This window comes from Ramlibacter sp. GS1-15, assembly GCF_057785015.1.
The window spans coordinates 3483402-3495524 of the sequence record NZ_JBYNTU010000001.1; the positions used below are offsets into that span (position 1 = coordinate 3483402).

Sequence of the window (12123 nt, forward strand, 5' to 3'; positions counted from 1 at the left end):
TCAGCGCCCCACCGCGAGCCGCGCCGCGTTCGCTTCCGGCAGGCCGGCACGGCGGATCGCCGCCGCCGCCGCCTCGTGGTCGTAGGGCACGCGCACGAACGTGAGCCGCGCGCCTGCGTCGTCGAACAGCGCGTACATCGCGCGCGGGTCGCCGTCGCGCGGCTGGCCGACGGAGCCGACGGTGGCGAGCCATTCGCGGTGCGCGCGCACCGGCACCGCGACGCCCGGCGTGGGCTCGAAAGCCATCAGCTTGCCGACCGCGCCCTGGTAGAACAGGCGCTGCTCGTGCACGTGGCCCGTGAACACGAGCGACGCGCCGAGCGACTGCGCCGCGTCCATGTTGTCGGCCGCCTCGATCGGGCGCGTGATGTAGGTCCAGCGCTGCGGGTCGCGCGCGCAGGCGTGCACCAGCAGCATCTTGCCGTGCTGCACGGTGAGCGGCAGCGACGCGAGGAACTGGCGTTGCGCGGGGTTGAGCTGCGCCTGTGTCCAGGCCGCGCCCGCAGGGTCCGCGCGCGGCGAAGGCGCCGCCGGCGCGAGCGCGGCCTCGTCATGGTTGCCCATGAGGGCCCACTCGCCCTGCGCGACGTGCGCCATCACGAGGTCGAGCACGGGACCCGGGTCGGCGCCGTAGCCGACCAGGTCGCCGAGGAAGACGTACTGCGTCGCGCCGCGCAATCGGGCATCCGCCAGGCACGCCTGCAACGCCTGCAGGTTGGCGTGGAGGTCGGCCAGGAGCGCGAGCTTCATGCGGGCGATTGTCGCCCCCGGCGCGGGACGCGGCTTAGACCAGACGCAAGCTCACGTCGATATTGCCGCGCGTGGCGTTGGAGTACGGGCACACCTGGTGGGCCGCATCGATGAGCTGCTGCGCCTGCGTCCGGTCCAGGCCCGGCAGGCTGATGTTCAGGCGCGCGGCGATGCCGTAGGCGGCGCCCTCGCGGATCGGGCCGAGGTCCACTTCCGCATCGACCGCGAGGTCGGCCGGCAGCGCCAGCTTCATCTTGCCGGCCACCGCTTTCAGCGCGCCGATGTAGCAGGCCGAATAGCCGGCGGCGAACAGCTGCTCGGGGTTGGTGCCGGGGCCGTTGGCCGCCGGCGGCGTCAGGCGCACTTCGAGCTTGCCGTCGTCCGATTTCGAGTTGCCGTCGCGGCCGCCGGTGGTGTGCACGCGGGCGGTGTAGAGGACTTTGTCGAGTTTTTCCATGGTGTGGTTCCTTGTGGTGAAGGGGAGAAAACGGTCAGGCCGCGAGCCGGTCGCGCAGGTCGCGCAGTTCGCGCGTCAGGCTCATGATCTCGGGCAGCGAACACTGGGTGGCCGCCATGATGCAGGACGGGATTCGAGCGGCGCGGCCCTTCAGGCGCCGGCCGGCGGCCGTGAGGGTGATGTGCACGCGGCGCTCGTCTTCGGTGCTGCGCAGGCGGGCGACGAGGCCGGCGGCCTCCAGCCGCTTCAGCAACGGTGTGAGCGTGCCCGAATCGAGCGACAGGCGCTCGCCGAGCTCGGACACCGTCGCGCCATCGCGCTCCCAGAGCGCGAGCATGACGAGGTACTGCGGGTAGGTGAGGCCCAGCTCATCCAGCAGCGGCTTGTATAACTTGGTCATCGCCAGCGACGCCGAATAGAGCGCGAAGCACAGCTGGTTGTCCAGCAGCAGCATGCGGTCCGGTGGGGTCGTGTTCGTCGGCATGGCGCAATTATAGCGTGCAATTTGATTGCGTGCAACTTAATTATGGATTCCGGTGGATTGCGCGGCAAGGTCGCGCTCGTGACGGGCGCTTCGCAGGGCATCGGACTCGCGATCGCGCAGCGGCTCGCGCGCGAAGGCGCACACATCGCGCTGAACGTGCGTCACGACGACGAGCGGGCGCTGCGGGCTCGCGCCGCACTGCAGTCCGCGGGCATCCGCTGCGAGACGTTCGCCGCCGACGTCGGCGACGTCGCGGCGGCGCACGGGATGGTCGATGAAGCCGTCGCCGCCTTCGGCACGCTGGACATCCTGGTGAACAACGCGGGAGTCGAACGCAACGCGGAGCTGGCCGACATCACCGAGCGCGACTGGGATCTCGTGATGCGCACCAACCTGAAGGGGCCGCTCTTTCTCGCGCAGGCGTTCGTGCGCCACGCGAAACAGGCCGGCCGGGGCGGTCGGATCATCAACATCAGCTCCGTGCACGAGGAGCTGCCCTTCCCGCATTTCACGCCCTACTGCGCGAGCAAGGGCGGCCTGAAGATGGTGATGCGCAACCTCGCCATCGAACTCGCGCCTTTGGGCATCACGGTCAACAGCGTCGCGCCGGGCGCCATCCGCACGCCGATCAACGAGGCGCTGGTGCACGACAAGCCCAAGCTCGATGCGCTGCTCGCGAAGATCCCGCTCGGCCGCATGGGCGATCCCGGGGACGTCGCCGGCGTGGTCGCGTTCCTCGCCGGGGACGATGCGCGCTACATCACGGGTGCCAGCATCGTCGTCGACGGCGGCCTGATGTGGAACTACTCGGAGCAATGACCCGCGTTCACGCCGCGGCTCGCGCTAACCGTCCGAATCGTGCAGCGCGAGGCTCACGGCGGCCTCCTCGCCAAGCAACACGCCCTCCTGCATCAGGCGCGCCAGCTCGCCCGAGGGCAGCGCCTGTTGCAGGCCGGCCGCCACGGCATCGTGCAGCTTCGCTTCGACGCATTGCCGGCTGGAACCGGTCCGCGCATAAGCCGCATCCGCGTAGCCCAGCAGGCGGGCCGCGTCGCGCACGTGCCCACGCTTGAACGCGAGGCAGGTGAAATGGTCGATCCCGCACTCCATGTGCCCGAACTGCCGCTGCAGCGCCAGCGAACGGCGCGCCATCTCCATCGCTTCCGGCAGCCTTCCCAGCTCGGTCAGGGCCAGGCAGAGATTGCCGACCGCGTAGATTTCGATCTGCTGGCGCAGCACCCGGTTGTCGCCCAGCAGCTCGACCATCTGGTAGCCGCGTGCCGCCGCCTCGTCCCAGCGCCCGAGCGTCGCGCAGTCCTGCTCCATGTTGACCATGGCGCTGAGTTCCATCGCGCGATCGCCGATCTCGCGGGCGACCGCGCACAGTTCGGTGCACGCGGCGATGGACGCTTCGATCTCGCCGCGCTCCAGCAAGGTGTACCCGCGCGCCACCAGCAGACGGGCATACAGGCGCCGTGGCCACGCGGGCTCGTACAGCGCCTGCGCTTCATCGAGCGCCGCGCCCGCCTCCTCGTGACGGCCGATCGTCGCCAGCAGCTTGGCCTGCTGGGTCAGCACGCGGAACAGGCCGATGCGGTCGCCGAGCCGGCGGAACAGCTCGATCGCACGCTCGGCGCTGTCCAGTTCCTGGCTGCCGATCTGCGGCCAGGCGACCCAGGGCCAGGCCGCCAGCAAGCGCGCCTGCAGGTGCGGCGGCGTCGCGCCATCGATCTGCGCCATCGCGTCGCGCATTCGGCGCATGCCTTCGGGCCGCAACCCCGCAGGTTCCCAGATCCACGGCATCGCGCCGGCGAGCGCGACGTGCAGCACGGCATCGCCCTCGGGACCGCCCGCCCAGTCCAGCGCCGCGCGCGCGTTGTCGAGGTCGGGGATGTAGCGGGGCAGCAGCTTGTAGGGCGGCTCACGCGTTTCCTCGTCCAGCGAGGCTTCATAGATGGCGAGCACCGCCTCGCAGTGGCGATGCCGCACTGCGGCGGCTTCGTTGGAGCCGTGGAGCATTTCGCGCGCGAACGCACGGGTGGTCTCCAGCAGCTTGTAGCGCGGCTGCGGCCCGTCCTGCGCCACCACCACCACCAGCGACTTGTCGACCAGTGCCGCCAGTTGGTCCAGCACCATCCACTCGTCCAGCTCGGCGTCGTGCGCGACATGCTGCGCCGATTCCAGCCGGAAGCCGCCGGCAAACACCGCGAGCCGCCGCAGCACCACCTGTTCGTCGCGCGTGAGCAGCCCGTGGCTCCATTCCATCGCCGCCCGCAGCGTCTGGTGGCGCGATGAAGCATCGCGCGCGCCGCCCTTGAGCACGCGGAAGCGCTCGACCAGCCGCGCGCGCAGCCCCTCGAGCCCGAGCAGCGGCAGGCGTGCGGCCGCCAGTTCGATGGCCAGCGGGATGCCGTCGAGCCGCGCGCAGATGTCGGCCACGGCATGGATGTTGTGCGGACCGAGCGTGAAGCGCGGGTCGGCGGCCAGCGCGCGGGCTTCGAACAAGGCGACGGCGCCCGCCTGCCGCGCGTCCTCGGCCGCGGCGTCCGCCGGCAACTCCAGCGGGCCGAGACGGTACACGCGCTCGTGCGTCAGCTTCAGCGGCTCCTGGCTCGTGGCCAGCAGTTTCACGCCGGGTGCGCCAGCCTGCAGCGCCCGCGCGAGTTCGGCCACCGCGTCGATGACGTGCTCGCAGTTGTCGAGCACGACCAGCATCCGGCGCGCGCCCAGGGCCCGTGCCAGGGATTCGACCTGCGTGGCCGCGTTCAGGCTCACCTGCAGCACCCCGGCAACGGCGCCGGCCACCAGCGACGGGCTCGCCAGCGGCGCCAGTTCCACCCGCCACACGCCGTCGGGAAAGCTTTCGCGCAGCTCGTGCGCGAGCGCCTGGGCCAGCGCCGTCTTGCCGATCCCGCCGCCCCCGGTGATCGTCACCAGGCGATGCGACGCGAGCAGCGAGCGCAGCGCCTGCAGCTCGGTCCCGCGGCCATACAGCGGCGGGTTGTCCGGCGCCAGGTTGGACGAGGGCCCATGCGCATCGTTGCCCGCGGGCGTCGCGACCGGCGCGGCAGCGGGGCCGGCGTCCGCAGCATCGGCCAGCTCTCCCGTGAACCGGTAGCCGCGGCCCGGGATGGTCGCGATCGCGCGCGGGCCCAGCACCTTGCGCAGCGTGCTGATGTGGACCTGCAGGTTGTTCTCTTCGACCACGACACCGGGCCACACGCGATCGAGCAGCTCGTTCTTGCCGACCACGCGGTCGCGCCGCTCCACCAGTGCGAGCAGAAGGTCGAAGGCGCGCGCGCCGATGTGGCTTTCCGCGCCGCCCACCAGCAACACCCGCTGGTCGGGCCGCAGTTCGGCGTTGCCGAACCGCAAGCCCGGGGCCGGTGCGGCGTGGCCGGGCATCATCAGGTGGCCCCGTCGCGCAGCGCGAGCTGCGCCGCGGCCTCATCGGAAAGGGCGGTGCCCTCGCGCATCAACCGCTGCAATTCGCTGGCGGGCAGCGCCGCCTCGAGCTGCGCCAGCAGCTTCGTGCGCACCTGCTGCTCCACCGGCTGGCGCTTTTCGTTGCTGGTCGTATAGCGCATCTCCGCCCGGCCGAGGATCTGCGCCGCGTCGCGCACGTGGCCGCGCAGGAAGGCCAGGCGGGCGAACGGGTCGAGGATGCACAGCGTGCCGCCCGCCTGCTCGCGGAAGGCGTAGGCCTTGCGCGCCATCTCCAGCGCCTCGCCCACATTGCCCGTCTCGCACAGCGAAATCACGAGGTTGCCGTAGATGTAGCCTTCCAGGCAGCCCGCCGTGGCCGGCTGCTCTTCCAGCATCTGCACCAGCTGGCGTCCGCGCACGACGGCTTCGGCCATCTCGCCCAGGCCTGCGTACGCCTGCTCCTGCGCGATCAGCGCATTCAGCGCCATCCGGCGATCGCCCAGCCGGCCGGCCAGCTGGCGCAGCTCGTCGCAGATGCGGATCGATTCGTGGTAGTCGCCGCCGATGTGCGCGACCCAGTAGCGTGCCTGCAGCAAGGGGCAGCGTATCGCCGCCGGCCACTCGGCACGCAGCAGCGCCTGCGCCTGCGCGATCAGCTCGGCGGCCGGGCCGGGTTCGCCGAACATCGACAGGCCGCGGGCCTGTTCCGCCAGCGCGATGAACAGGCCCTGGTCGTCACCCAGCTCGCGATACAGCGCGACGGCGCGCTGCCCGCACGCGCGCTCGCGCTCGCCGATATCGGGAAAGGCCAGCCGCGTCCACGACGTCAGCAGCAGCGCCTGCGCTCGCGGCGGCGTGCCGCTGCCGATGCGCGCAATGACCGGCGCCGTGCGGCGCTGGCCTTCGCCGCGCAGGCCGGCCTCGACCCACAACCACGCCATGGCGCCTGCCAGTGCGACGTGCAGGTTCGCATCGCCCGAAGGCCCCGCGCACCAGTCGAGCGCCGCGCGTGCATTGTCCAGGTCCGGCAGGTAGCGCTGCACGCAGTCCTGGCGTGCCATCCGGTATTCGTCCTGGCGCGAGCGCATGAAGGTCGTCACCATGGCCAGCGCCAGGCCGCGCGACGCGGCCTCGCCCTCGCGCGATTCGCGCAGCTTCTCCAGCGCGAACACGCGCGTGGTCTCGAGCATGCGGTAGCGCGGCACCTCCTGAGGCTCGGCCACGACGAGCGATTTGTCCACCAGTCCCGCGAGCAGGTCGAAGACGGCGGCATCCTCGATCCCCGCCTCCAGCGCGACACAGTGCGCGCCGTCGAGGTCGAAGCTGCCGGCGAAGATGCCCAGCCGGCGGAACAGCAGCTGCTCCGGGGGCGACAGCAGCCCGTGGCTCCATTCGAGCGCCGCGCGCAAGGTGCGGTGGCGGGCCGGTCCGACGCGCGAGCCGCTGCCCAGCAGCCGGAAGCGCTCGTCCAGGCGTGCCTGCAGCGCGCGCACGCCGAGCAGCGGCACGCGCGCGGCGGCGAGTTCGATCGCGAGCGGAATGCCATCGAGGTGACGGCAGATGTCGGCCACCGCGCCCGCGTTGTCGGCATCGATGCGGAACGACGGGTCGGCCGCGGCGGCGCGCCGTTCGAACAGCGCGCCCGCGCCCGAGCGGCGCGTGGCTTCGACATCGGGCGCCGCCGGCAGGCTCAGCGCGCCAAGCCGGAACACCTGTTCCTGCGCAAGCTTCAGGCGCTCCTGGCTGGTGGCCAGCACGGACACCTGCGGCGCACCGTGCGACAGCGCCTCGACGAGCTCCGCGACCGCACCGGCCACGTGTTCGCAGTTGTCCAGCACCAGCAGGCGATGCGAGGACGCCAGCGCCTTCGCCAGGGCCTGCGCCTGCGAGTCCACGCGCAGCACGAGGTGCAGGGCCGACGCCACCGCGCTCACGACCAGCGAGCCGTCGGCGAGCGGCGCGAGATCGACAAGCCACACGCCGTCGCGGAAGTGCGCGAGGGCCTGCCGCGCCGCCGCCTGCGCGAGCACCGTCTTGCCGATGCCGCCCGGGCCCACCACCGTCACCACGCGATGGGCCCGCAGCAGCGCCGCCAGCTGCGCGGTCTCGTGGTCGCGCCCGATCAGCGACGGCAGTTCGGCCGGCAAGTTGGTCGGCAGCGATTCGGCGGCCGGCACCGTCGCGGCCGCAGGTGCCGTGCCTGCGCCCTGCGCGTCGCCGGCGCTTTCCACCGGCGCGGTGAACTGGTAGCCGCGGCCGGGCACCGTGACGATCGCACGCGGCCCGAGCACCTTGCGCAGGTTGCTGATGTGGACCTGCAGGTTGTTCTCCTCGACGACGACGCCGGGCCAGACGCTATCGAGCAGTTCGTCCTTGGCGACCACGCGGTCGCGCCGTTCCACCAAAGCGAGCAGGAGGTCGAAGGCACGCGCGCCGATGTGGCTTTGCTTGCCGCCCACCAGCAGCAGGCGCTGGTCGGGCCGCAGCTCGGCATTGCCGAAACGATAGTCCATGTGCATCGCGATTCCCCTCGCAGGCTCTGCACGCCCGCCATGCAGCGCGATTCTTGCGCGCGCCGTCACCGCCGGCGTCGCCGATTCAGGACCTTTCAGCACGTTTCAGCAGCGGCTTCAGGACTTTAAACCTGCACGCGCCGACGATGCATGGGTGTCACAAGACCCAATTGAAACAGGAGGTTCACATGATGCGGCACCCGTTCGAATACTCCACCGGCCTGTCCTGGGTCGCCCGTGCCCTCGCCGCATGCGTGATCACGGCCACGCTCTTCACCATCGTGGCCTTCGGGCTCACCGCTACGGATGGGCAAAGCGTGCTGGCGCTCGCTGCCCAAACGACCGCGGCTTGACGGCCGAGCCCTTCGTGAAGGAAGTATCGTGAACACGAAGCTCATATCCACCGCCGCGGCCGCCCTGTCGCTCGCCGCCGGCTCCGCCCTCGCCGCCGCGGACGGCGCGGATTACAAGTTCGCGCCCGCCCAGGCCAGCACGGTCACCCGTGCGGAATTGAAGGCGGAAGCCGTGCAGGCGAACGAGGATTCGCAGCGCGTCTTTCCGGACCCGGAGGGTGAGGTCGCCACCGCCGCCCTCACGCCCGCCGCCGCCACGCGCAGCCGCGCCGAAGTCAAGACGGAAGCCGTCGAGAAGGTCCGCGTGAGCCATCCTGGCGTCGTGAAGACGCCGGACTGATCGTCTTCAATGCCGCGGGAGGGCGCTGCGCGACCCTTCCGGCCCATGGTCGCGCAGGCCCGCGGTCAGCAATGCGTGGAGCTCGGCGTAGTCGACCGGCTTGGTGAGGTGGTGATCGAACCCCGCCTCCCGCGTGAGCTGGCGGTCGTGCGCCTGGCCCCATCCCGTCACCGCGATCAGCTGCAGGTCCGCATCGAGCGCCCGGCGGCGCAGTTCGCGCGCCACTTCCAGCCCGCTCATGCCGGGCATGCCGATGTCGAGCAGGACCACCTCCGGCTCGAACTCGAACGCGACCGCCAGGCCCTCGCGCCCGGTGTGCGCGACCCGCACCTCGTGCCCGTCGTGCTCCAGCAGCGCGGCCAGCGTGGCTGCAGCGTCCTGGTTGTCGTCGATCACCAGCACGCGGCGCGACACGCCGGAACGGACCGCCACCTTCTCTTCATCGGCGGCGTGCGTCTCGTGCAACAGCGGCAGACGGATCACGAACTCGCTGCCCTGCCCGAGCCCGGCACTGCGCGCTTCCACCGTGCCGCCATGGAGTTCGATGAATCCGCGCACCAGCGCCAGGCCGATGCCCAGGCCGCCATGGCTGCGTTCGCGCGCGCTGCTCACCTGCGAGAACATCTTGAAGATGCCGTGCAGGTGTTCCGCGGCGATGCCGATGCCGGTGTCGACGATCCTGATGCAGGCCTGCGGCCCTTCGCGGCTGGCGTGAACGCTGATGCGGCCGCCGCGCGGGGTGAACTTGGAGGCGTTGTTGAGCAGGTTGACCACCGCCTGCGTGATGCGCGTGGCATCGGCGTTCGCATGCAGGGGGTCACTGTCGACATGCACGTCGAGCCGGTGACCGGCGGCTTCCAGGGCGGGCCGGGCCGCGTGCACCGCGTCGTGCACGCATTCGGCCAGCGACACCGGCTCGCGGTGCAGCAGCAGCTTGCCCTGCGCGATGCGCGACACCTCGAGCAGGTCATCCACCAGCCGCACCAGGTGCCGTGACTGCCGATCGAGGATGTCGCGCGTGCGGGCCAGCTGCGGCGGCAGCCCCGGCACACGCTCCATCAATTGCACCGCAGTGCGGATCGGGGCCAGCGGGTTGCGCAGCTCGTGCGCGAGCGTGGCGATGAACTCGTCCTTGCGGCGATCGGCCATGCGCAGCGCCTCCTCCGCTTCGCGCTGCTGCGTGATGTCGGTGTTGGTGCCGAACCAGTTCAGCACGCGGCCGTCGGCGTCCTTCAGCGGCATCATGCGCGTGAGAAAGGGCCGCAGCTTGCCATCCGCGCCACGCAGCGGGAACACCATCTCGAAGGGCTCGCCCGTTGCGAAGCTGCGGCGGATGTGTTCCAGCACGGCCGGCAACTCCTTCGGGTCGTGCACGCGCTGCCAGCCCCAGCCCTGCACCTGCTCCAGCGTCGTGCCCGTGTATTCGTACCAGCGCCGGTTGTACCAGTAGATCCAGCCGTCGGGCCGCGCCATCCAGGCGAGCTGGGACATGCCGTCGGCCAGCGCGCGCAGGCGCGCTTCGATCTCGGCGGCGGCGCGCTCGCTCTGCTTGCGGTCCGTGATGTCCACCAGCACGCCGAAGAGCCGCGAGGGCCCGCCGTGCTCGTGGCGCAGGGCCTGGCCGCGCGCCTGGAACCAGCGCCAGCGGCCGTCGGCATCGCGCAGCCGGAACTCCTCCGCGAACTCCTCGCCCGGTTCGTGCGTGAACGCCATGGCGCGTTGCGCGGCGGCCCGGTCCTGGGGGTGCACGCGATCGAAGAAGAAGGCATCCGAGCCGGCCAGTGCGGCGGCGGGCCAACCGGTGAGTTCCTCGACTTCGGGACTCCACCAGCTCGCGCGGGTCGTCATCTCGCGCGTCCATGCGGCCATGCGCCCGCCGTGCATCGCGAGCCGCAGCACCGCCTCCGAACGCGCCGTCTCGCGCGCCTCGGCCAGCTCACGGTAGATCTTGCCGTGCTCGGCCAGCAGCATCACCAGCACCAGGCAGGACGCGAGCACGGCATAGGCGCGCCCTGCATAGAAGCCGAGGTCGTAGCGGCCCGAATTGAAGATCGCGACCAGCGCGATCTCCAGGAAGCTGTCGCACAGCATCACGACCAGCCACAGGTCCAGCACCGAGCGCGTCCGGCGCCGCCAGAGCACGACGATCGCGAGCGCCGTCAGCAGCCATTGCCCGTAGCGCCCGAGGTTGAAGGCCGACGAATAGCGATTGCCTTCCAGAAGCGGCGGCAACAGGTCGTTGCCCAGCGTGGCCAGGAGCGTCAGGCCGCCCGCGATCGCGGCCACGCCGGCGACGGTGAGGACGACGGCGTTCGATACCGGCAGGACCAGCTTGCGCCGTGGCCCGCGTGCGCGCGCGTAGCCGATCACGGCCAGCGGCAGGCCCAGGTGCCAGAACACATAGAGGTAGGCCGTCGTTTGCGCGCCGGCGCCGAGCAGCCCGGTCGGGGAGAACACGCCCGGGAAGGTGAGCAGGTGGACGCTCGCCATCACGGCCGCATAGAGATAGCCGCCCGCCAGCACGAGGTGGGCGCGCTCGTGCGCGAGCCGCAGCTGCCCGAACAGCAGCGCGCCCGTGACGAGATCGTTGATGATCAGCACGGACTGGAACAGCGGGATGAACCACGCCACCGGCGGCAGCGGCATCTTCGCCAGCGGCGCGAGCGCGAGGAACACGCCCATGGACAGGGCGATCACCAGCAGCGCCGCGCGGCGCGACGCGGCGTCCGCGGGCCGGTCCGACAGCACGACGGCGGGCTGCCCGGGCGACGAGCCGGGCCCGTGCGGCTCGAGCGCGGCGCGAAGGGATGACAAGGGCATTGCCCAATCTAGGGGCGCGCGGCGCCGCGCTGGAGCTGAAGCGACGGATCGGGACGAAAACGAGCGCGCCGGCGTGCAATATGAAGCACGGCCGCAAGCGGCTGTGCTAGCGCCCCTGGAATCGCGCGGCGCGCTTTTCCACGAACGAGCGCACGCCCTCGGCCGCATCCTCGGTCCGGGCGAGCCGGCGTTGCGTGTCGACGAACTCCGCCATCGCCGCGAGCGGCCCCTGCTCGATCGCCTTCGTCACGTTCAGGCGCGTGGCGACGACCGCGAGCGGTGCCTGCGCGGCGATCGCTTCGGCGATACGCAAGGCTTCGTCCAGTTCCTGCCCGGCAGGCACCACCTTCTGCACGAAATTCAGGCGCAGCGCCTCGGCCGCGCCGAACTCGTCGCCCGTCAGCAGGTGCAGCATCGCATTGCCCAGGCCGGCACGCTCGGCCATGCGTAGCGTCGCGCCGCCGGTCGCCATGATCCCGCGCTTGACCTCCAGCTGCGAGAAGCGGCAATCGTCGGCCGCGACCACGACATCGGCCGCGAGCATCAGCTCGATCCCGAGCGTGTAGGTGATGCCCTTGACGGCCACCACCATCGGCTTGGTGCGGCGCCGGTAACCCGGCGTGCCCAGGTCGGTGGGCTCCACGCAGCCTTCGGGGATCGCCTTCTCGCCGCGTTGCATCAGCGGCGCGATGGTCGGCAGGTCCAGCCCGGCCGTGAAGTGCTGGCCGTACGCATGCAGCACACCGACGCGCAATGGCGCATCGTCGTCCAGGCGCGTGTACGCCTCGCCGAGCTCCCTGAACATGCGCGGCGTGAAGCCGTTGTACTTGGCGGGCCGGTTGATGCCGATGAGCAGCAGCGGGCCGCGGGTTTCGCAGCTGATGCAGCCTTGCGGCGGCGCTTCGGGCGAGGACGACATGGCGCTGATTAGACTGCAAATCGGGCTGGCGATCACCCGCGGAGTGACGCAGTTCACAGCG

Annotated in this window: 10 protein-coding genes; 3 read left to right on the plus strand and 7 right to left on the minus strand. The window is 71.0% G+C overall.

The annotated features are described in order from the left end of the window. From AC3EF3_RS17460 to AC3EF3_RS17470, 3 genes are read right to left on the minus strand one after another with little or no spacing between them, the layout of a single operon-like run. Entirely contained in the window at nucleotides 1-750 is a 750-nt protein-coding gene (locus tag AC3EF3_RS17460) for a metallophosphoesterase family protein (RefSeq protein ID WP_488533414.1), read from the minus strand. Nucleotides 751-784: 34 nt separating this feature from the next. After that, complete coding sequence (locus tag AC3EF3_RS17465) at nucleotides 785-1207, minus strand: organic hydroperoxide resistance protein (RefSeq protein ID WP_488533415.1); 423 nt, start codon at nucleotides 1205-1207, stop codon at nucleotides 785-787. 34 nt (nucleotides 1208-1241) lie between these two features. After that, nucleotides 1242-1691 carry a MarR family winged helix-turn-helix transcriptional regulator gene (locus tag AC3EF3_RS17470; protein ID WP_488533416.1) on the minus strand — a complete coding sequence of 150 codons (450 nt, stop codon included), beginning with the start codon at nucleotides 1689-1691 and terminating at the stop codon, nucleotides 1242-1244. 42 nt (nucleotides 1692-1733) lie between these two features. On the opposite strand from AC3EF3_RS17470, the gene AC3EF3_RS17475 reads away from it, so the two are divergent. Beyond that, complete coding sequence (locus AC3EF3_RS17475) at nucleotides 1734-2510, plus strand: SDR family NAD(P)-dependent oxidoreductase (protein ID WP_488533417.1); 777 nt, start codon at nucleotides 1734-1736, stop codon at nucleotides 2508-2510. Nucleotides 2511-2534: 24 nt separating this feature from the next. On the opposite strand, the gene AC3EF3_RS17480 is transcribed toward AC3EF3_RS17475, so the two are convergent. Beyond that, nucleotides 2535-5099 (minus strand): ATP-binding protein, encoded by a 2565-nt coding sequence (locus AC3EF3_RS17480; protein WP_488533418.1) that lies wholly within the window; start codon nucleotides 5097-5099, stop codon nucleotides 2535-2537. Continuing rightward, nucleotides 5099-7630 carry an ATP-binding protein gene (locus tag AC3EF3_RS17485; RefSeq protein ID WP_488533419.1) on the minus strand — a complete coding sequence of 844 codons (2532 nt, stop codon included), beginning with the start codon at nucleotides 7628-7630 and terminating at the stop codon, nucleotides 5099-5101. The genes AC3EF3_RS17480 and AC3EF3_RS17485 overlap by 1 nt, the downstream gene beginning before the upstream one ends. Before the next feature lie 188 nt (nucleotides 7631-7818). Between AC3EF3_RS17485 and AC3EF3_RS17490 the strand changes: the two genes are divergently transcribed. After that, entirely contained in the window at nucleotides 7819-7983 is a 165-nt protein-coding gene (locus tag AC3EF3_RS17490; RefSeq protein ID WP_488533420.1) for a hypothetical protein, read from the plus strand. A 28-nt stretch (nucleotides 7984-8011) separates the two neighbouring features. Then, nucleotides 8012-8323: a DUF4148 domain-containing protein gene (locus tag AC3EF3_RS17495; RefSeq protein ID WP_488533421.1), complete on the plus strand. Its 312-nt coding sequence runs from the start codon at nucleotides 8012-8014 to the stop codon at nucleotides 8321-8323. A 6-nt stretch (nucleotides 8324-8329) separates the two neighbouring features. On the opposite strand, the gene AC3EF3_RS17500 is transcribed toward AC3EF3_RS17495, so the two are convergent. Together AC3EF3_RS17500 and AC3EF3_RS17505 are read right to left on the minus strand one after the other, a co-directional pair. Then, a complete protein-coding gene (locus tag AC3EF3_RS17500; RefSeq protein ID WP_488533422.1) occupies nucleotides 8330-11137 on the minus strand; it encodes a PAS domain-containing protein in 2808 nt (935 codons plus the stop codon). A gap of 112 nt (nucleotides 11138-11249) precedes the next feature. After that, the gene (locus AC3EF3_RS17505; protein ID WP_488533423.1) at nucleotides 11250-12062 is read right to left on the minus strand and encodes a crotonase/enoyl-CoA hydratase family protein; all 813 of its coding nucleotides are present in this window, start codon (nucleotides 12060-12062) and stop codon (nucleotides 11250-11252) included. Nucleotides 12063-12123 lie beyond the last annotated feature (61 nt).

Coding starts and splice junctions, on each gene's coding strand:
- AC3EF3_RS17465 (WP_488533415.1), bottom strand. CDS start 1,207: ATGGAAAAACTCGACAAAGTCCTCTACACCGCCCGCGTGCACACCACC.
- AC3EF3_RS17480 (WP_488533418.1), bottom strand. CDS start 5,099: ATGATGCCCGGCCACGCCGCACCGGCCCCGGGCTTGCGGTTCGGCAAC.
- AC3EF3_RS17485 (WP_488533419.1), bottom strand. CDS start 7,630: ATGGACTATCGTTTCGGCAATGCCGAGCTGCGGCCCGACCAGCGCCTG.
- AC3EF3_RS17460 (WP_488533414.1), bottom strand. CDS start 750: ATGAAGCTCGCGCTCCTGGCCGACCTCCACGCCAACCTGCAGGCGTTG.
- AC3EF3_RS17505 (WP_488533423.1), bottom strand. CDS start 12,062: ATGTCGTCCTCGCCCGAAGCGCCGCCGCAAGGCTGCATCAGCTGCGAA.
- AC3EF3_RS17470 (WP_488533416.1), bottom strand. CDS start 1,691: ATGCCGACGAACACGACCCCACCGGACCGCATGCTGCTGCTGGACAAC.
- AC3EF3_RS17475 (WP_488533417.1), top strand. CDS start 1,734: ATGGATTCCGGTGGATTGCGCGGCAAGGTCGCGCTCGTGACGGGCGCT.
- AC3EF3_RS17490 (WP_488533420.1), top strand. CDS start 7,819: ATGATGCGGCACCCGTTCGAATACTCCACCGGCCTGTCCTGGGTCGCC.